The 21,805-nt window shown below is 74.3% G+C and carries 1 protein-coding gene and 1 pseudogene; both read right to left on the bottom strand.

Going from position 1 to position 21,805, the window contains the following annotated elements; translation table 11 throughout:
• Positions 1-11,214 (bottom strand): annotated as a pseudogene (locus ACWGJM_RS22795) (type I polyketide synthase); the annotation flags it as partial.
• Between the two features lie 42 nt (positions 11,215-11,256).
• A complete protein-coding gene (locus ACWGJM_RS22790; RefSeq protein WP_453413508.1) occupies positions 11,257-21,795 on the bottom strand; it encodes an SDR family NAD(P)-dependent oxidoreductase in 10,539 nt (3,512 codons plus the stop codon).
• Positions 21,796-21,805: the final 10 nt, after the last annotated feature.

The following is a 21,805-nucleotide window of genomic DNA, read 5'->3' as shown; positions in this document are numbered from 1 at the left end:
TCACATCACATCCTGGTTCTGGTGGGCGGCCCGCGAAGCGGCGAGCGTCTCGGTCGCGTCGAGGGCCTCGGTGGCGAGCCACTCCTCGATGGCCCGGGCGGTGACGTCGGCGCGTTCCTCGACGAGCGTGAAGTGGTTCGCGGGAATCGGGCACAGGGTGTGCTCGGGCTCCCAGGGCTCGGCCCGGCCGGTGGTGAGCTGCGGCGAGGGGTCGTCGCCGTCCGGTACGAAGGACTGCGTGCACTGCACGAACAGCACCGGCGCCGACACCGGCGCGACCGGCAGGTCCGGCACGAGCTCCACCCAGCGGCCCATGGCGGACAGCCGCGTGGTGTCGAACTCCCCGAACACCGCTTCCTTGTCGAACAGGCCCTGGGCCAGGGCGTCCATGGGCACGCCCTCGCTCGCCCCGTCGTGCACGGTGTAGGTGTCGAGCAGGACCACGCCGTGCGGGCGGACGCCGTGCGCGTGCTCCAGGTGCGCGGCGGTGGCGTAGGCGAGGGTGCCGCCGGAGGAGTAGCCGATCAGTACGAACGGCTCGCCGCCGGTCGCCTCCAGCACCGTACGGGCCAGTCCCTGCACGGCGGCCTCGGGCGTCGCCGGGAGCTGCTCGCCGGCGTCGAAGCCCAGGACGGGCAGGGCCGACACCCGGCGCCGGCCGCGCAACTGGGACACGATCCGGGCGTGCTGGTAGGAACCGCCGGTGGCCATCGGGGTGTTGACGAAGACCAGGTGCGGGCCGTCGGGTCCGTCGGCGAGCCGGGTGGCCTGCGGTACGCCGTCCAGTTCGGTGGCGTCGGTGAAGGCGGGCCGGACCGCGGCCGCGGCGCTCAGCAGGTCGAAGCCCTTGTCGGCGCGGCCGCCGAACACCGCGTCGTGGAAGAGGTCGCGCAGGGTCTCCCCCGCGGCCCGCGCGGGCCGTACGGCCTCCGCCCGTTCGGCGGCGGCCTCGGCCTCGGGTGTGTCGGCGGCCGGTGCCTGCACGGCGTACTCGTCCAGGAGCAGCGCGGCCAGCCGGGCCGGGGTCTCGCTGTCGAACACCACCAGCGGCGGCAGCTTGAGCCCGGTGTCCTGCATCAGGACGTTGCGCAGCTCCATCGCGCTGAGCGAGTCGAAGCCGGACGCCAGGAACCCGCGCTCGACGTCGATCTCCGCCGGGTCCGCGTACCCGAGGATGGCCGCGGCCCGCTTCTGCACCAGCTCCCGCAGCGCCGCCTCCTGCTCGCCGCGGGAGGCCTGGGTGATCCGCGGCCAGATGAGCTCCGCATCGACGGCCTTGGCCCCTGCCGTACGCCGCTGGGCGGTGACGGGCCGCAGCAGGGCGGCCAGTTTCCCGGCCGTCCGCGACTGGAGGGCCGTGCGGTTGATGTGCAGCGGGACGGTGGCGGGGCGGCCGGAGGTGAGGGCCGCGTCGAACAGGGCGAGGGCCTCCTCGGCCGTGAGCGGCGGCAGGCCCTGGCGCTCCATGCGCTTGACGTCGGTGTCGGAGAGGTACTGGCCCAGGCCCGTGCCCAGCCACAGGCCGTACGCCAGGGACTGCGCGGGCCGGCCGTGGGTGTCGCGGTGGGTGGCGAGGGCGTCGAGGAAGGTGTTGGCGGCGGCGTAGTTGGCCTGTCCGGCGGCGAGGGTGAGGCCGCCGGCGGAGGAGATGAGGGTGAACAGGGCGAGGGGGGTGTCGGTGGTGAGTTCGTGCAGGTGCCAGGCCGCGTCCGCCTTGGGGGCGAGGACGGCGTCCAGGCGGTCGGGGGTCATGGTGGGGATCAGGCCGTTGTCGCCCGTCCCCGCCGCGTGGACCACGCCGGTGAGGGGGTGGGTGGGAGGGATGCCGGCCAGGAGCTCGGCGAGGGCGTCGCGGTCGGAGACGTCGCAGGCGGCGACGGTGACCCGGGCGCCTAGCTCGCCGAGTTCGGCGGTGAGCTCGGCCGCGCCTTCGGCGGCCGGGCCGCGGCGGCTGGTGAGGAGCAGGTGGCGTACGCCGTGTTCGGTGACGAGGTGGCGGGCCAGGTGGGCGCCGATGCCACCCGTGCCACCGGTGATCAGGACGGTGCCCTCGGGGGCGAGGGCGGGGCTGTCGGTGAGGGTGGCGGTGGTGACCGGGGCCAGGCGGGGGATGCGGACGCTGCCCGCGCGCAGGGCGCTCTCGGGCTCGCCGGAGGCGATCACCGCGTCGAGGCCGTCGAGACCGTCGAGGCCGTCGCCGGTGCCGGCGGTGTCGGTGATCTGGATGCGGCCGGGGTTCTCGGCCTGGGCGGCGCGGACCAGGCCCCAGACGGGGGCCTGGGCGAGGTCGATGCTCTCGTCGTCGTCGACGGCCACACCGGACCGGGTGACGATGACGAGGGTGGAGTCGGTGAAGCGTTCGTCGGTGAGCCACTGCTGGATGACGGCGAGGGTGCCGCCGGTGGTGGCGCGTACGGCCTCCGGGACCGGCCCGTCGGTCCGCGGGACGCGGTGGACGACCGCACCGGAGACCGGCTGGTCACCGGTCACGTCCTCCCACAGCCGGTAGGCGGCGGTCCCGGCGGCCGCCGCGCCGGGCAGGGGCCGCCAGGCGATCTCGTGCAGGGAGTCCGGCCGGCCGCCCTCCAACTGCTCCTGCGACACCGGGCGGAAGGTCAGGCTGCGCACGGACAGCACGGGGGCGCCGGTCGTGTCGGAGGCCTCCAGGGACATGGTGTTCTCGCCGGTCCAGGCGATGCGCACGCGCAGGGCGGTGGCGCCGACCGCGTGCAGGGCCACGTCCTCCCAGTGGAAGGGCAGCAGCGGCCGGGCGCCGTCCTCGCCGTCGTCGTCGGCGGAGCCGCCGATGCCGAGGGCGTGCATGGTCGCGTCGAGCAGGGCCGGGTGGATGCCGAAGTCCTCGGCGTCGCCATGGGCCTTCTCCGGCAGCTCGATCTCGGCGTAGATGTCGTCGCCGGCCGTCCAGGCGGCCTTCAGGCCCTGGAAGACCGGGCCGTAGTGGTAGCCGCGCTCCTGGAGGACCTCGTAGGTGTCCGTCACGTCCGCCTGGACGGCGCCGGCCGGGGGCCAGGCCGTGAGGCCCGCGGCGGGAGCGGGCGCGCCGGTGCCGAGGAAGCCCTCGGCGTGCAGCAGCCACGGGCTGTCCGCGGTGGCGTGCTCGTGCCGCGAGTGGATGCGGACGGCCCGTCGGCCCTCGTCATCGGGCGCGCCGAGCGCGACCTGGAGGGCGACGCCGCCGTCCGCGGGCAGCACCAGCGGCGCCTGGAGGGTGAGTTCCTCCAGGGTGGTGCAGTCGGCCTGCTCCCCCGCCCGCAGGGCGAGTTCGACGAAGCCGGTGCCCGGCAGCAGCACGGTCCCCAGGACGTCGTGGTCCGCCACCCAGCCGTGCGTGGCCGCGGCCAGCCGCCCGGTGAGGACCACCTCGTCGGAACCGGCCAGGGCGACGGACGCGCCGAGCAGCGGGTGGCCGATCGAGGTCTGGCCGTGGTGGGCGACGTCGGTGACCGCCGTGGCCTCCATCCAGTACCGCTGGTGCTGGAAGGCGTAGGTGGGCAGGTCGACGCGCCGGGCGCCGGTGCCCTCGTAGAACGCCGTCCAGTTCACCCGGACGCCCGCGGTGAACAGGCGTGAGACGGCGGTCAGGAGGGTGCGGGCCTCGGGGCGGTTCTTGCGTACGGCCGCTTCGACCACGGTGTCGTCGACGGTGGCCCGGGTGAGCGCGGACAGGACGGCGTCCGGGCCCAGCTCCAGGAAGCGGGTGACTCCGCGTTCGTTGAGGTGGGTGACGGTGTCGGCGAAGCGGACGGCTTCGCGCAGGTGGCGGGTCCAGTAGTCCGGGGTGCCCCAGTCCTCGGTCACCTCGCCGTGGACGCCCGCGACCACCGGGATGCGCGGGGCGGCGACGGTGATGTTCTCGGCGACCAGGTGGAACTCGGCGAGGGCCGGGTCCATGAGCGGGGAGTGGAAGGCGTGGGAGACACGGAGACGGGTGGTCTTGCGGCCACGTGACGCGAAGTCGGCGACGACCGCCTCGACATCGGCCTCGACACCCGACACCACCACGGACTGGGGGCTGTTGATCGCCGCGATGCCGACGGTCTCGGAGACGAGGGGGAGGATTTCGTCCTCGGTCGCCTGGATGGCGGCCATGGCTCCGCCCGCGGGGAGGGCCTGCATCAGGCGTCCGCGTGCGGTGACCAGGCGGGCGGCGTCCTCCAGGGAGATGGCTCCGGAGACGTGGGCCGCGGTGATCTCGCCGATGGAGTGCCCGGCGAGGTAGTCGGGGCGGATGCCCCAGGACTCCACCAGCCGGAACAGGGCAGTCTCCACCGCGAACAGCGCCGGCTGGGTGTACGCGGTGCTGTTCAGCAGCTCCTCGTCCTCACCCCAGATCACCTCGTACAACGGCCGCTCCAGGAAGGCATCCACGGCCGCCACGACCTCGTCCAGCGCGGCGGCGAACACCGGGAACACGACGTGCAGTTCACGCCCCATGCCCAATCGCTGCGCACCCTGACCGGTGAACAGGAACGCCGTCTTCCCGTCCACCCGGCCGCCACTGACCGCCGGAGCCGAAAGCCCCTCCCGCAGCTCCTCCCGCGACTCAGCGACCACCACCGCCCGCTGCTCGTGCAGCGTGCGACTGGTCACCGTCGAGAACGCGAGGTCCGTCAGCGACAGCTCCTCGTCGGCCTCCACCAGAGCGCGCAGCCGTGCCGCCTGCTCGGCGAGGGCCTGCGGCGTACGGGCCGTCACCACCACCGGGACCAAGGGCAGTTCGGCATGCTCCTCGGCCGCCACCGGCTCCCCGGCGGGCGCCTCCTCCAGGATGACGTGGGCGTTCGTACCGCTCAGACCGAAGGACGACACACCCGCGCGGCGCGGACGCTCCCCGCCGGGCCACTCCACCGCCTCCGTCAGGAGCCGGACGTTGCCCTCCTCCCAGTCGACGTGCGGGGTCGGCTCGTCCACGTGCAGCGTCTTCGGCAGCACCTCGTTGCGCAGGGCGAGGACCATCTTGATGACGCCGCTGACGCCGGCGGCGGCCTGGGTGTGGGCGATGTTGGACTTCAGGGAGCCGAGCCACAGCGGCTTGTCGTCGTCGCGGTCCTGCCCGTACGTCGCCAGCACCGCCTGCGCCTCGATCGGATCGCCGAGCTTGGTGCCGGTGCCGTGGGCCTCGACCGCGTCGACGTCGGCGGTGGTCAGGCCCGCGGCGGCGAGGGCGCTCTGGATGACGCGCTGCTGGGAGGGGCCGTTGGGGGCGGTCAGGCCGTTGCTCGCGCCGTCCTGGTTGACCGCGGAGCTCCTGACGAGGGCGAGGACCTGGTGGCCGTTGCGGCGGGCGTCGGAGAGCCGCTCGACCACCACGACGCCCACGCCCTCCGACCAGGCGGCGCCGTCGGCCGCGCCCGCGAAGGACTTGCAGCGGCCGTCGGCGGCCAGGCCCCGCTGGCGGCTGAACTCGATGAACATGTCGGGGCTCGCCATCACCGCGACGCCGCCGACCAGCGCGAGCGTGGACTCGCCCGAACGGAGCGACTGGATCGCGAGGTGGAGGGAGACCAGGGAGGAGGAGCAGGCCGTGTCCACGGTCATCGACGGGCCTTCCAGACCCAGGGTGTACGAGACACGGCCGGAGATCAGACTGCCGCCGGTGGTGGCGGCGGCCTCGGTGCCCTGGCCGTAGTCGTGGTACATCACGCCGGCGAAGACACCGGTCCGGCTGCCCTTGAGGGAGCGCGGGTCGATCCCGGCCCGTTCCAGGGCCTCCCAGGACACTTCGAGCAGCTGGCGCTGCTGCGGGTCCATGACGAGCGCCTCGTTGGGGCCGATGCCGAAGAAGCCGGGGTCGAAGTCGCCGGCGTCGTAGAGGAATCCGCCCTCGTTCGCGTACGTCTTGCCGGGGGTGCCCGGCTCGGGGTCGTACACGCCCGGGTCCCAGCCGCGGTCCGACGGGAAGACGGACACCGCGTCCCGGCCCTCGAGGAGCAGGTCCCAGAGGTCCTCGGGTGAGGTGACGCCGCCGGGCAGACGGCAGCTCATGGCGACGATCGCGATCGGGTCGTCGTCGTCCGAGGTGCCGCGGACCGAGCCGGTGACGGCCGCGGCGGCGGTCGTCCCGGCGAGGCTCTCGCCGAGATAGTCGGCGACGGCGCGGGCGTTCGGGTAGTCGAAGACGAGCGTCGCGGGCAGCCTGAGGCCGGTGCGGGCGGCGAGCTGGTTGCGCAGTTCGACGGCGCTGAGGGAGTCGAAGCCCAGCTCCTGGAAGGCCCGGTCGGGCTCGACGGCGTCGGCCGAGGCGTGCCCGAGGACGGCGGCGACGTTCTCCCGGGCCAGCTCCAGCAGGGCGTCTGCGCGCTCGTCGGCGGTGAGCCCCGCCAGCCGGGCGGCGAGGGCGGAGCTGTCGGCCGCCGCGCCCTGCGCGCTCCGCCGGACCGTGCGGCGCTGCGCGGTCGCGGGCCGCAGGAGGGCGGCGACCTCGTCCGTACGGGCCTTGAGCGCCGCGCGGTCGATGTGCAGCGGGACGGTGGCGGGGCGGCCGGAGGTGAGGGCCGCGTCGAACAGGGCGAGGGCCTCCTCGGCCGTGAGCGGCGGCAGGCCCTGGCGCCGCATCCGTTTGACGTCGGTGTCGGAGATGTACTGGCCCATGCCGGTGCCCATCCACAGGCCGTAGGCGAGGGACCGGGCGGGCCGGTCCTCGGCGTGCCGGTGGGCGGCGAGGGCGTCGAGGAAGGTGTTGGCCGCGGCGTAGTTGGCCTGGCCCGCGGCGAGGGTGAGGCCGCCCGCCGAGGAGATGAGGGCGAACAGGGTCAGCGGCTGGTCGGCGGTGAGTTCGTGCAGGTGCCAGGCCGCGTCCGCCTTGGGGGCGAGGACGGCGTCCAGGCGGTCGGGGGTCATGGTGGGGATCAGGCCGTTGTCGCCGGCCCCGGCCGCGTGCACCACGCCGGTGAGGGGATGGGCGGGGTCGATGCCGGACAGCAGCTCGGCGAGGGCGTCGCGGTCGGCGACGTCACACGCCGAGATCTCCACCTCCGCGCCCAACCCGCCCAGCTCAGCGGCGAGTTCGGCGGCGCCTTCGGCGGCCGGGCCGCGCCGGCTGGTCAGCAGCAGGTGGCGTACGCCGTGCTCGGTGACCAGGTGGCGGGCCAGGTGGGCGCCGATGCCCCCCGTGCCGCCGGTGATCAGCACGGTGCCCTCGGGGTCGACTGGAGGCGTTCCGTCGACCGGAGCGGTCACCGGGACCAGGCGCGGGATGCGGACCTTGCCCTCGCGTACCGCGCTCTCCGGCTCCCCGGAGGCGATGACCGCGGCGAGGCCGTCGGCGGTGTCGGTGCTGTCGGTGATGTCGGTGATCTGGACGCGGCCGGGGTTCTCGGCCTGCGCCGCGCGCACCAGGCCCCACACCGGTGCCTGCGCCAGGTCCGCGCGCTCACCGGGCTCCGCGGCCACACCGCCCTGGGTGACGACGACGAGGGCGGAGTCGGCGAACCGCTCGTCGGCCAGCCACTGCTGAATGACCGTCAGAGTCTGGTTCCCGGCGGCGCGTACGGCCTCGGGAACCGGGCCGTCCGTCCGCGGGACGCGGTAGACGACCGCGCCGGTCACCGGTTCGTCGCCGGTGATCTCCTCCCACAGCCGGTGAGTGGCCTCGGTGTCGGCCGTGCCCGGCAGGGGGTGCCACCCGATCTCGTACAGCGACTGCTGCGGTCCGCCGTCCAACTGCTCCTGGGAGACCGGACGGGAGATCAGCGAGCCGACCGTCAGGACGGGCGCGCCGCCGGCGTCGGCCACGGTGACGGTCACCGTGTTCGGGCCCGACGGTGTGATGGCCACCCGGAGCGTGGCCGCGCCGGCGGCGTGCAGGGTGACGTCGTTCCAGGAGAAGGGCAGGACCGTGGACTCGTCGGTGCTCGAACCGTCGTCGATCAGTGCCACGTGCATGGCCGCGTCGAGGAGGGCGGGGTGAATGCCGAACTCGGCGGCGGCGTCGTGCGACTGCTCGGGGAGGGAGACCTCGGCGTACAGCGAGTCGCCGGAGGACCATGCGGCCGTCAGGCCCTGGAAGACCGGGCCGTAGTGGTAGCCGCGTTCGCGCAGCAGCTCGTACGCGCCCTCGACGCCGGTCGGGGTGGCGCCGGGCGGCGGCCACGCCGTGAGGTCGGCGGCCGGGGCGATGGCCTGCGGGGCCAGGGTGCCCTCGGCGTGCCGGATCCAGTCGGCGTCGTCGGCGTGCTCCGGACGGGAGTGGACGGTCACCGTACGGCGGCCCGCGGCGTCGGGGGCGCCGACCCACACCTGGACGGCGACAGCACCGCGCTCGGGCAGTACGAGCGGTGCGTGCAGGGTCAGTTCCTCGACCCGGTCGCAGCCGGCCCGGTCGCCCGCGCGGACGGCGAGCTCGACGAACCCGGTGCCGGGGAACAGGATCGTGCCAAGCACATCGTGGTCGGCCAGCCAGGGCTGGGAGTCGACGGACAGCCGCCCGGTCAGGACGATCTCGCCGGAGTCGGCGGAGGCGATGGCGGCACCCAGCAGGGGGTGCCCGACGGACTCCAGGCCGGCCGAGACCGGTCCGGCACCGGTGGCCTCGTCCGGCTCGACCCAGTACCGCTCGTGCTGGAAGGCGTAGGTGGGCAGGTCGGCCCAGCGTTCCCCGGCCGCGCCGAAGTAGGCCGCCCAGTCGACTCCCACGCCCTGCGTGTGCACCCGGCCGGCGGCGGCGACGATCTCCCGCGCCTCCGGTCGCTTGCGCCGCAGTGCCGGCACGAAGACGGTTCCCTCGGCGTCGGCGGCCGTCTGTGCGCCGAGCGCGGTGAGGATCGCGTCCGGGCCGAGCTCCAGGAAGGTTTCGACGCCGCGTTCCTGGAGGTGGGTGACCGTGTCGGCGAAGCGGACGGCCTCGCGCAGGTGGCGGGTCCAGTAGTCCGGGGTGCCCCAGTCCTCGGTCACCTCGCCGTGGACGCCCGCGACCACGGGGATGGCGGGCCGCTGGTGGGTGATGCTCTCCGCGACCCGGCGGAACTCGGCGAGGACCGGGTCCATGAGCGGGGAGTGGAAGGCGTGGGAGACACGGAGGCGGGTGGTCTTGCGGCCCTGCTCGGCGAACCGGGCCGCGATCGCGTCCACGTCCGCCTCGACACCCGAAACCACAACGGAGGTGGGGCTGTTGATCGCGGCGATGCCGACCGTGTCGGACAGGACCGGGAGGATCTCCTCCTCCGTCGCCTGGATGGCGGCCATCGCGCCGCCTGCCGGGAGCGCCTGCATCAGACGTCCGCGTGCCGTCACGAGGCGGGCCGCGTCCTCCAGCGAGATCGCACCCGACACATGGGCCGCGGTGATCTCGCCGATGGAGTGCCCGGCGAGGTAGTCGGGGCGGATGCCCCAGGACTCCACCAGCCGGTACAGAGCCGTCTCGACCGCGAACAACGCCGGCTGGGTGTACGCGGTGCTGTTCAGCAGCTCCTCGTCCTCACCCCAGATCACCTCGTACAACGGCCGCTCCAGGTGCGCGTCCACAGCCGCCGCGACCTCGTCCAGCGCGGCAGCGAACACCGGGAACACGGCGCGCAGTTCACGCCCCATCCCCAGCCGCTGCGCACCCTGACCGGTGAACAGGAACGCCGTCCTGCCCTCCCGTACGGAACCCGTGACGACGTCCGGTGACGTCGCGCCCTCGGCGAGCGCGGACAGCCCCGCCAGCAGCTCGGCGCGGGTCTCGCCGACGATCACGGCCCGGTGGTCGAGGCGGGCCCGCCTGGCGGCCAGGCCCCGGCCGGCGGAGGCGATCGCCGTGTCGTCCAGGCCCTCCGCGTACGCGGCCAGGCTCGCCGCCTGTGCCCGCAGGGCGTTCGGGGTACGGCCGGAGACCACCCAGGGCACCAGTGACGGCACGGGCGCGCTGCCCTCGGCGGCGGCCTCCTCGGCGGGTTCCTCGGCCGGCGCCTCCTCGACGATGACGTGGGAGTTCGTACCGCTCAGCCCGAACGAGGACACACCCGCGCGGCGCGGACGCTCCCCCGCCGGCCAGGCCACCGCCTCGGTCAGGAGCCGGACGTTGCCCGCCTCCCAGTCGACGTGCGGGGTGGGCTCGTCCACGTGGAGCGTCTTGGGCAGGACGCCGTTGCGGAGCGCCTGCACCATCTTGATGACGCCGGCGACACCGGCGGCGGCCTGCGAGTGGCCGATGTTGGACTTCAGGGAGCCCAGCCACAGCGGCTTGTCGTCGTCGCGGCCCTGCCCGTAGGTTGCGAGCAGTGCCTGGGCCTCGATCGGGTCACCGAGGGTGGTGCCCGTGCCGTGCGCCTCGACCGCGTCGACGTCGGCGGTGGTGAGGCCGGCGTTCTCCAGGGCGGCGCGGATGACGCGGCGCTGGGAGGGGCCGTTGGGGGCGGTCAGGCCGTTGGAGGCGCCGTCCTGGTTCACGGCGGAGCCCTTGACCACGGCGAGCACGTGGTGGCCGTTGCGCCGGGCGTCGGACAGCCGCTCCAGGAGCAGCACGCCGACGCCCTCCGACCAGCCGGTGCCGTCGGTGGCCGCGGCGAAGGACTTGCAGCGGCCGTCCTTGGACAGCCCGCGCTGGCGGCTGAACTCGACGAACACCTCGGGTGAGGACATCACGGCCACGCCGCCGGCGAGCGCGAGGGTGGACTCGCCGGAGCGCAGCGACTGGGCGGCCAGGTGGATGGCGACGAGGGAGGAGGAGCAGGCGGTGTCGATGGTGACCGACGGGCCCTCGAAGCCGAAGACGTAGGAGACCCGGCCGGAGGCGATGGAGCCGGTGGCGTTGTTGTACGGGTAGTCGTGGTACATCATCCCGGAGTACACGCCGGTCCGGCTGCCCTTGAGCGTGTGCGGGTCGATGCCCGCGCGCTCGAAGACCTCCCAGGACGCCTCCAGCAGCAGCCGCTGCTGGGGGTCCATGATGAGTGCCTCGTTGGGGCTGATGGAGAACAGGGCGGGGTCGAAGCGGTCCGCCTCGTGCAGGAAGCCGCCCTGGTTGACGTACGTCGTGTTCGGGCGTTCGCCGTCGGGGTCGTACAGGCCCTCGGTGTCCCAGCCGCGGTTGCCGGGGAACTCCGTGACGGCGTCGCGCCCTTCGTCGACCAGCCGCCACAGCCCCTCGGGGGAGTCCACGCCGCCCGGGTAGCGGCAGGCCATGCCGATGATGGCGATGGGCTCCCGGGCGGCGGCCGTCAGGTTCCGGTTCTGGGTGCGCAGGCGGGCGGTTTCCTTCATGGACGCCCGGAGTGCGTCGAGGAGCTTCTGGTCTGAATTGGACATCTGCTTCTCTCACATTCCCTGTGTGTCGTCCAGCCCGAAACCGTCGAGCGCCATGCTGATGAGACTCTCGGCGTCCAGGTCGTCGATCGCTTCCTCGTCGGCGACGGCCGTCCCCGGCGCGCTCTCGGCGCCGTCCCCGTCGGCGAGTTGCAGCAGGGTGTCCACGACGCCCAGCTCACGCAGCCGGGCCAGCGGGACGGTCTGCAGCAGCCTGCGGATCCTCGCCTCGTCCTCCGTGCCCGGCCCGTCCGCGCCGTCCGTCCCACTCTCCGGGCGGAGTTCCCCGGCGAAGTACTCGGCGACCGCCGTCGGGTTCGGGTAGTCGAAGACCAGCGTGGGCGGCAGGCGCAGCCCGGTGGCCTCGGCGAGGGTGTTGCGGAACTCGACGGCCGAGAGCGAGTCGAAGCCCAGTTCGTTGAACTCGCGGGTCTTGCCGACGGCGGATGTGGAGGAGTGGCCGAGTACGGCGGCGGCGTGGGCCCGTACCAGGTCGATGAGTTCGTCGGTGCGGGCCTGCTCGGACAGGGCGGCCATGCGGGTGCGGAACGCCGTCGCGTCGGCGGCGGCGGCCTCGGCGCGGCGCCGGGACCGGCTCGGGGCGAGGCCGCGCAGCAGCGGCGGCACGTCCGTGGCGGACCGCAGCGCCCTGAGGTTCAGCCGCAGGGTGACCAGGGCCGCCTCGCCCTCGGTGAGCGCGGCGTCGAAGACCTCGGTGCCGGCCGTCGTGGACAGCGTCTCGATGCCGAGGCGGCCGATCCGGTCGGCGCCGGAGGCGGCCAGGTCGCCCGCCATGCCGCCCGTGCTGTCCTCGCCGGCCCACGGTCCCCACGCCAGGGACTGGGCGGGCAGGCCGGCGGCGCGGCGGTGGGCGGCGAGGGCGTCGAGGAAGGCGTTGGCGGCGGCGTAGTTGGCCTGTCCGGGGTTGCCGAGCACACCGGCCGCCGAGGAGAACAGGACGAACGCCGCCAGGTCGCGGTCGGCCGTCAGCTCGTGCAGGTGCAGGGCCGCCTCGGCCTTCGGGCGCAGCACGGCCGCGACCCGCTCGGGGGTGAGGGAGGCGAGGACACCGTCGTCGATGACACCGGCCAGGTGCAGGACGCCGGTCAGCGGCCGTGCGGCCGGGATGCCGGCCAGCAGCGCCTCCAGGGCCGCGCGGTCGCCGGTGTCGCAGGCGACGATCTCGGCCTCCGCTCCCAACTCCCTGATTTCTTCGGCGAGTTCGGCGGCACCCTCGGCCGCCGGGCCGCGCCGGCTGGTGAGCAGCAGGTGGCGTACGCCGTACCGGGTGACCAGGTGGCGGGCGAAGACCCGGCCCAGCAGACCGGTGCCGCCCGTGATCAGGACCGTGCCGTCGGGGGCGAACTCCGGTGCGGGGGCCTCTGTTTCGGTGGTGGCGCGGGCCAGGCGCGGGACCAGGTGCGCGCCGTCGCGCACGGCGAGCTGCGGCTCCCCGGAGGCGACGGCCACGGCGACGTCGGTGTCCGTGGCGTCCCCGTCCAGCAGGACGATCCGGCCCGGGTTCTCCGACTGCGCGGACCGCACCAGGCCCCACACGGCCGCACCGGCGAGGCCGGGCCGCTCCCCGTCGGCGACGGCGACCGCGCCCCGGGTGCGTACGACCAGGGTCGCGTCCTCGAAGCGGGCGTCCGCGAGCCAGTCCTGGACGGTGCGCAGCGCCGCGTCCACGGACTCCCGTACGGCGGAGGTCTCCGCGTCCCAGACGACGGCGTCCGGTACGGCGGCCTCGGCGGAGGCGGTGACCGACGCCCAGGTACCCACGGTCGGTACGTCGGCGGGCGTGTCGGCGGTCAGCGTCGTCCAGTCCACCCGGAAGAGCGCGTCACGGGCGGCGGACGCGCCGGTGACCTGGTCGGAGGCGGTCAGCGGGCGCAGGACCAGCGAGCCGATCGAGGCGACCGGCGCACCGGAGCCGTCCGCGAGGTCCACGCTCACGGCGCCCTCGCCGTGCGCGGTGACCCGTACCCGCAGCCGCGTGGCCCCCTCGGCGGCCAGGGACACCCCCGACCAGGCGAAGGGCAGCGCGGCCTTGCCGCCCGTCACACCGGACAGCGCCACCGGGTGCAGGGCGGCGTCGAGCAGTGCCGGGTGGACGCCGAACCCGTCGGCGTCGACGCCCTCGGGCAGCGCCACCTCGGCGTACACGTCGTCGCCCGCGCGCCAGGCGGCACGCAGCCCGCGGAACACCGGCCCGTACGCCAGCCCAGCCTCCGCCACCTCGTCGTAGAACCCGTCCAGGTCGATCGGCTCGGCACCCTGCGGCGGCCACACCACGGCGTCGAACTCCCGGGTGGGCTCCGCGACTTCGGCGAGCGTGCCGGTCGCGTGCCGCAGCCACGGCTCGTCCTCGTCACCGCGCGAGAAGAACACCACGGGGCGCCGCCCGGCCTCGTCGTAAGCCCCGACCGACACGCGCACCGCCACACCGCCGCGCTCCGGCAGCACCAGCGGCGCCTCCAGCGTCAGCTCCTCCACCACCGGGCAGCCGACCTCGTCGCCGGCGCGGATCGCCAGCTCGGCGAACCCGGTGCCCGGGAAGACGGCCGCCTCCCCGATCCGGTGGTCGGCCAGCCACGGCTGCACGGCCGCCGACAGCCGCCCGGTCAGCACCACCCCGTCCGTCTCCGGCGAGGAGATGACCGCGCCGATCAGCGGGTGGTCGAGCGTGGTCAGACCGAACGAGGCCGCGTCGCCGGCACCCTGGTTGTCCAGGATCCAGTACCGCTGGTGCTGGAAGGCGTAGGTGGGCAGATCGACGCGCCGGGCTCCCGTGCCCTCGTAGAACGCCGTCCAGTCGACCCCGACGCCCGCGGTGAACAGGCCGGCCACGGCGGTCAGGAGGGTGCGCGGTTCCGGGCGGTTCTTGCGTACGGCCGCCTCGACCACGGTGTCGTCGAGTGTGGCCCGGGTGAGGGCGGACAGGATGGCGTCGGGGCCCAGTTCGAGGAAGCGGGTGACTCCGCGTTCGTTGAGGTGGGTGACGGTGTCGGCGAAGCGGACGGCTTCGCGCAGGTGGCGGGTCCAGTAGTCGGGGGTGCCCCAGTCGTCGCTGATCTCGCCGTGGACGCCCGCGACCACCGGGATGCGCGGGGCGTCGACCGTGATGCTCTGCGCGACCAGGTGGAACTCCGACAGGGCCGGGTCCATGAGCGGGGAGTGGAAGGCGTGGGAGACACGGAGGCGGGTGGTCTTGCGGCCCTGCTCGGCGAACCGGGCGACGATCGCCTCGACATCGGCCTCGACACCCGAAACCACCACGGACGTGGGGCTGTTGATCGCGGCGATGCCGACCGTGTCGGACAGGACCGGGAGGATCTCCTCCTCCGTCGCCTGGATGGCCGCCATCGCACCGCCCGCCGGGAGCGCCTGCATCAGACGGCCACGGGCGGTGACCAGCCGGGCCGCGTCCTCCAGCGAGATCGCACCCGACACATGGGCCGCGGTGATCTCACCGATGGAGTGCCCGGCCAGGTAGTCCGGGCGGATGCCCCACGACTCCACCAGCCGGTACAGGGCCGTCTCCACCGCGAACAACGCCGGCTGGGTGTAGGCGGTGCTGTTCAGCAACTCCTCGTCCTCACCCCAGATCACCTCGTACAACGGCCGCTCAAGATAGGCGTCGACAGCGGAGGCGACCTCGTCCAAGGCTTGAGCGAACACCGGGAACACGGCGTGCAGTTCACGCCCCATGCCCAGCCGCTGCGCGCCCTGACCGGTGAACAGGAACGCCGTCTTCCCGTCCACCCGGCCACCACTGACCGCCGGAGCCGAAAGCCCCTCCAGCAGCTCCTCCCGCGACTCAGCGACCACCACCGCCCGCTGTTCGTGCAGGGTGCGACTGGTCACCGTCGAGAACGCGAGGTCCGTCAGCGACAGCTCCTCGTCGGCCTCCACCAGAGCGCGCAGCCGCGCCGCCTGCTCGGCGAGGGCCTGGGGCGTACGGGCCGTCACCACCACCGGGACCAAGGGCAGTTCGGCGCGCTCCTCGGCCGCCGCAGGCTCCCCGGCGGGCGCCTCCTCCAGGATGACGTGGGCGTTCGTACCGCTCAGACCGAAGGACGACACACCCGCGCGGCGCGGACGCTCTCCGGCGGGCCACTCCACCGCCTCGGTCAGGAGCCGGACGTTGCCCGCCTCCCAGTCGACGTGCGGGGTCGGCTCGTCCACGTGCAGCGTCTTCGGCAGGACGCCCTTGCGCAGGGCCTGCACCATCTTGATGACACCGGCGACACCGGCGGCGGCCTGTGCGTGGCCGATGTTGGACTTGAGGGAGCCGAGCCAGAGTGGCTTGTCGTCGTCACGGTCCTGCCCGTACGTCGCCAGGACGGCCTGGGCCTCGATCGGGTCGCCCAGCGTCGTGCCCGTGCCGTGTGCCTCCAGGGCGTCGACGTCGGCCGTGGTGAGGCCGGCCGAGGCGAGGGCGCTGTGGATGACGCGCTGCTGGGAGGGGCCGTTGGGGGCGGTCAGGCCGTTGCTCGCGCCGTCCTGGTTGACGGCCGAGCCCTTGACCACGGCGAGCACACGGTGGCCGCTCCGGCGGGCGTCGGACAGCCGTTCCACCACCAGGACGCCCACGCCCTCCGACCAGGCGGCGCCGTCGGCCGCGCCCGCGAAGGACTTGCAGCGGCCGTCGCGGGCCATGCCGCGCTGGCGGCTGAACTCGACGAAGATCTCCGGGTCGGACATGACGGTGACGCCGCCGACCAGGGCGAGGGTGCATTCGCCGGAGTTCAGGGCCTGGGCGGCGAGGTGGAGGGAGACCAGGGAGGAGGAGCAGGCCGTGTCGACGGTCATCGAGGGGCCCTCGACGCCGAGGACGTAGGAGATGCGGCCGGAGGCGATGCCGCCGGTGGACGCGTTGTGCGCGTAGTCGTGGTACATCATCCCGGCGTAGACGCCGGTGCGGCTGCCCTTGAGGGTGCGCGGGTCGATCCCGGCGTCCTCGAACGCCTCCCAGGACGCCTCCAGCAGCAGCCGCTGCTGCGGGTCCATGAGGAGTGCCTCGTTGGGGCTGATGCCGAAGAAGCCGGGGTCGAAGTCGCCCGCGTCGTAGAGGAATCCGCCCTGGTCGGTGTAGCTGGTGTCGGGGCGCAGTCCCTCGGGGTCGTGGATGCGGGCGATGTCCCAGCCGCGGTCGGTGGGGAACGCGGAGATGGCGTCGACCTCGTTCGCCACCGCCTGCCACAGGTCCTCCGGGGAGGAGATGCCGCCGGGGTAGCGGCAGGCCATGCCGACGATGACGATCGGGTCGTCGGTGCCCGCGCCGGCGGACGGGGCGGGGGCTGCCGGGGTGGCCGGGGCGGGGGCGGCGCCGGTCTCGGCGAGGAGGTGGCGGGCCAGCCCGAGCGGGTTGGGGTAGTCGAAGACGATGGTGGCGGGCAGGCGCAGGCCGGTGGCCTCGGCGAGGCCGTTGCGGAACTCCACGGCCCGCAGCGAGTCGAAGCCCAGCTCCTTGAAGGCCCGTTCGGGTTCGATGGCCTGGGTGGAGCCGAAGCCGAGGACGTCCGCGATCTGCTGGAGGACGATCTCCAGGACGGCGCTCTCCCGGTCGGCCTCGCCGAGCGAGGCCAGCCGCTGCTGGAGTCCGCCCGCGGCGACCTTGCCGCCGGCCTTGCGGCGGGCGGTGACCGGGGCGAGGGCGCGGAAGACCTCGCGGGCGCCGGCACCCTGGGCGCGGATGGCGGCGAGGTTGAGCTTGACGGGGACGAGCGTGGCGTCGCCGGACCGGCGGGCGGCGTCGAAGAGGATCACGCCCTCGTCGTTGGCGATGGGCAGGACGCCGCCCTGTGCGGCGATGCGGGTGCGCTCGGCGTCGGTGAGGGCGCCGGTCATGCCGCTGGCCTCGCCCCAGAAGCCCCAGGCGAGGGACTGGGCGGGCAGGCCGGTGGCGCGGCGGTGGGCGGCGAGGGCGTCGAGGTAGGCGTTGGCGGCGGCGTAGTTGGCCTGGCCGGGGTTGCCGAAGGTGCCGGCGACCGAGGAGAACAGCACGAACGCGGCGAGCTCCCGGTCGCGGGTGAGGTCGTGCAGGTTGGCCGCCGCGTCCACCTTGGGGCGCAGGACGGCGTCGACGCGCTCGGGGGTGAGGGAGGCGAGGATGCCGTCGTCGAGGACGCCGGCGAGGTGGATGACGCCGGTGAGGGGGTGTGCGGCGGGGATGCCGTCGAGGAGGGCGGCCAGGGCGTCGCGGTCGGCGGCGTCGCAGGCCGCGATCTCCACCTCCGCTCCCAACTCGTTTATCTCCGCGATGAGTTCGCTGGCGCCCTCGGCCGCGGTGCCGCGGCGGCTGGTGAGCAGCAAGTGGCGTACGCCGAGCTCGGTGACCAGGTGGCGGGCGAAGACGCGGCCCAGGACTCCGGTGCCGCCGACGAGCAGCACCGTGCCGTCGGGGGTGAACTCGGGTGCCTGGCCGTCGGGTTCGGGGGCGCGGACCAGACGCGGGACGAGGAGGGCGCCGTCGCGCAGGGCGAGCTGGGACTCGCCGGTGGCTACGGCCGCGGCGAGGTCGGTGTCCGTCGCGTCGCCGTCGAGCAGGACGATCCGGCCCGGGTTCTCGGACTGGGCGGACCGTACCAGGCCCCAGACGGCCGCGCCGGCGAGGTCGGTGACGTCGTCGCCGGGGCCGGCGGCGACCGCGCCGGTGGTGCCGACGACCAGGGTGGCGGCCGTGTACCGCTCCCCGGCCAGCCATTCCCGTACGACGTCCAGGGTGTGGTGGACGGCGGTGCGGGCGTCCTCGGCCGAGGTGCCGGGGGCGGGGCGGTGGACGACCACATCGGGGACGGTGTCCCCGAGGGAGTCCCAGGTGCCGACGGTGAGGGCGTCGGCGGTGGCGGGCGGCACGGGCTGCCAGTCGACGCGGAAGAGGGCGTCGCGGGCGAGGGAGCGGGCGGTGTCGGCCTGTTCGCCGGTCAGGGGGCGCAGCACGAGGGAGCCGACGGCGGCCACGGGGGCGCCGGCGGCGTCGGCGAGGTCGACCGAGACCTCGCCCTCGCCCAGGGCGCGGACCCGGACCCGGACGGCGGTGGCGCCCTCGGCGGCGAGCGAGACGCCGGTCCAGGCGAACGGCAGGGCGGCCTGGTCGCCGGTGACGCCGGTGAGGGCGACGGTGTGCAGGGCGGCGTCCAGGAGGGCGGGGTGCAGGCCGTAGGCGGAGCCGTCGACGCCCTCGGGCAGCTGGGCCTCGGCGTAGAGGTCGTCGCCGGCGCGCCAGGCGGCCTTCAGGCCCTGGAAGACGGGGCCGTAGCCGAGGCCCTCGGCGGCGACGGAGGCGTAGAAGTCCGCCAGGTCGACGGGTTCGGCGCCGGCCGGGGGCCACTGGGCGGTGTCGAAGGGGCGCGGCTCGGCGGCGGCGCGGCTGAGGGTGCCGACGGCGTGCCGGGTCCAGGCGCCGGAGGCGTCCTCGGCGCGGGAGTGGACGGTGACCGCGCGCCGGCCCGCCGGGTCGGGGGCGTCGACGGTGACGCGCAGGGCGACACCGCCGCGCTCGGGCAGGATCATCGGGGCTTCGAGGGTGAGTTCGTCGAGGGTGGTGCAGCCGGCCTGGTCACCGGCGCGGACGGCGAGTTCGACGAAGCCGGTGCCGGGGAAGAAGGCGCTGTCGCCGACGCGGTGGTCGCCGAGCCAGCCGTGGGTGGCCAGGGCGAGCCGGCCGGTGAGGGTGAAGCCGTCGCCGTCAGGGACGGTGACGACCGCGCCGAGCAGCGGGTGGTCGGCGGACTCCAGGCCGGCGGCGGCGACGTCGCCGCGGACGGCGGGCGCCTCGGCCCAGTAGTGCTCGCGCTGGAAGGCGTACGTGGGCAGGTCGACCGGGGTGGTGGGGCTGCCGAAGAACTGGGCCCAGTCGACCGGGGCGCCGGCCACGTGGGCCTCCGCGAGGGAGGTGACGAAGCGGTCCAGGCCACCCTCGCCGCGGCGCAGGGAGCCGACGCCCGCGGCGCCGGCGCCGGTGGAGGTGACGGTCTCGGCGAGTCCGACGAGCAGCCCGGGGTGCGGGCTGGCCTCGACGAACACGGTGAAGCCGTCGTCGAGGAGGGCGCGGGTGGTCTCCTCGAAGCGGACGGTCTGGCGCAGGTTGCGGTACCAGTAGCCGGCGTCCAGGCCGGAGGTGTCGACGGGGGCGCCGTCGACCGTGGAGTAGAAGGCGATGGGCGCGGAGCGCGGGGCGACATCGGCCAGGGCGGGGATCACCCGGTCGCGGATCTCCTCGACGAACACCGAGTGCGAGGCGTAGTCCACGGGGATCTTGCGGGCCTGGACGTCGCGGGCGGTGAGGTCGTCGTACAGCTCGTCGAGGGCGTCGAAGGCGCCGCAGACCACCACCGAGGTGGGGCTGTTGATGACGGCCAGCTGGAGCCGGCCGTCGAAGCGGGGCAGCAGCTCCTCCGCCTCGGCGGCGGGCAGCCGTACGGACATCATGCCGCCGAGCCCGGCCAGCCCGTCGCGGATGATCTGGGCGCGCAGGGCGACGACGCGGGCGCCGTCCTGGAGGGTGAGGGCGCCGGCGGCGGTGGCCGCGGCAATCTCGCCCTGGGAGTGGCCGACGACGGCGTCGGGTTCGACGCCGAAGGAGCGCCACAGCTCGGCCAGGGAGACCATCACCGCCCACAGCACCGGCTGGACGACGTCGACCTCCGCGAAGGTGGGGGCGCCGTCCCGCTCGTACAGGACATCGAAGAGGTCCCAGTCGACGAACTCAGCGAGGGCCTCGCCGCAGGCGCGCAGCTTCTCGGCGAACACCGGGTGGGACTCCAGGAGTTCGATGGCCATGCCGGCCCACTGGGAGCCCTGGCCGGGGAAGACGAAGGCGATACGGGGGTTGGCGACGGCGGTGCCACGGACCACGTGGGCCGCCTTGTCGCCGGTGGCGAGCGCGTCCAGGCCGGTCAGCAGGCCCTCGCGGTCGCCGGCGAGGACGACGGCCCGCTGGTCGAAGGGGGTGCGCCGGGTCAGCAGGGAGTGGCCGAGGTCGGGCAGGCCGGTCTCGGGGTGCTCGCGGACGAAAGCGGCCAGCTTGGCCGCCTGGCCCTTGAGTGCCTGGGCGCCGCGCGCGGAGACCAGGTGCGGCAGCACCGGCGAGGCGACGGCGGGCGGCACGGGCTCGGCGGGCGCGTCGGCGTCGCCGGCGGTGTCGGCGGACTCGGGGGCGGGGGCCTCTTCGAGGATGAGGTGGGCGTTGGTGCCGCTGAGGCCGAAGGCGGAGACGGCCGCGGTGCGCGGGTGGTCCTCGGCGCGTTCCCAGGGCACGGGCTCGGTGAGGAGTTCGACGTGGCCGGCGTTCCAGTCGACGTGGCTGGAGGGCCGGCCGACGTGCAGGGTGCGCGGCATCAGGCCGTTGCGCATGGCCATCACGGTCTTGATGACGCCGCCCACGCCGGCCGCGGCCTGGGCGTGCCCGATGTTGGACTTGAAGGAGCCCAGGCGCAGCGGCCGTTCGGCGGTGTGGTCCTGGCCGTAGGTGGCGAGCAGGGCCTGTGCCTCGATGGGGTCGCCGAGGGTGGTGCCGGTGCCGTGCGCCTCGACCAGGTCGACGTGGGAGCCGGGGATCCGGGCGTTGGCCAGCGCCTGCCGGATGACCCGCTGCTGGGCGGGGCCGCTGGGCGCGGTGAGGCCGTTGGAGGCGCCGTCGGAGTTGAGGGCGGAGCCGCGGATGACGGCGAGGACCTGGTGGCCGTTGCGGCGGGCGTCGGACAGCCGTTCCAGCAGGACGACGGCGGCGCCCTCGGCCCAGCCGGTGCCGTCGGCGGAGTCGGAGAACGCCTTGCAGCGGCCGTCGGGCGAGAGGCCCTTCTGCTTGCTGAACGCGACGAACGGCGACGCCGTCGACATGATCATCACACCGCCGGCCAGGGCGAGTCCGCACTCGTGGTTGCGCAGTGCCTGCGCCGCGAGGTGGAGGGAGACCAGCGAGGAGGAGCAGGCGGTGTCGACGGTGAGGGAGGGCCCCTCGAAGCCGAGGACGTAGGAGACGCGGCCGGAGATCACCGAGGAGGCGCGGGAGGTCGCCATGTAGGCCTGGACGGCCTCGGGGACGCCTTCCTCGTTGTCGCCGTAGTCCTGGATGCCGGAGCCCATGTAGACGCCGACCCGGCCGCCGCGCAGGGTCTCCGGGTCGATGCCGGCGCGTTCGAACGCCTCCCAGGACACCTCCAGGATGAGCCGCTGCTGCGGGTCGGTGCCCTCGGCCTCCATGGGGCTGATGCCGAAGAAGCCGGGGTCGAACCGGCCGGCGTCCTGAAGGAATCCGCCTTCGTGGACATAGCTGGAGCCGGGGGCGTCGGGGTCGGGGTCCATGAGGGCCTCGAGGTCCCAGCCGCGGTCGGTGGGCATGCCGGTGACCGCGTCGCGGCCCTCGGCGACCAGCTCCCACAGCTCCTCGGGCGTGGTGATGCCACCCGGGTAGCGGCAGCTCATGGCCACGATCGCGATCGGTTCCCGGGCCTGGGCCTCGGCGTCCTGCAGCCGCTGGCGGGTCTGGTGCAGGTCGGCCGTGACCTTCTTCAGGTAGTCGAGGATCTTCTCGTCGTTTGCCATGTCGGGTCCC

The sequence above is a fragment of the Streptomyces sp. NPDC054834 genome, assembly GCF_053611185.1.
Note: the sequence above shows the minus strand (reverse complement) of the source record. Positions and strands in the feature narration are given on the sequence as shown.

Bases quoted from the DNA above. Each gene is read 5' to 3' on its own strand.
- ACWGJM_RS22790 (WP_453413508.1), bottom strand. From the start codon at position 21,795: ATGGCAAACGACGAGAAGATCCTCGACTACCTGAAGAAGGTCACGGCC.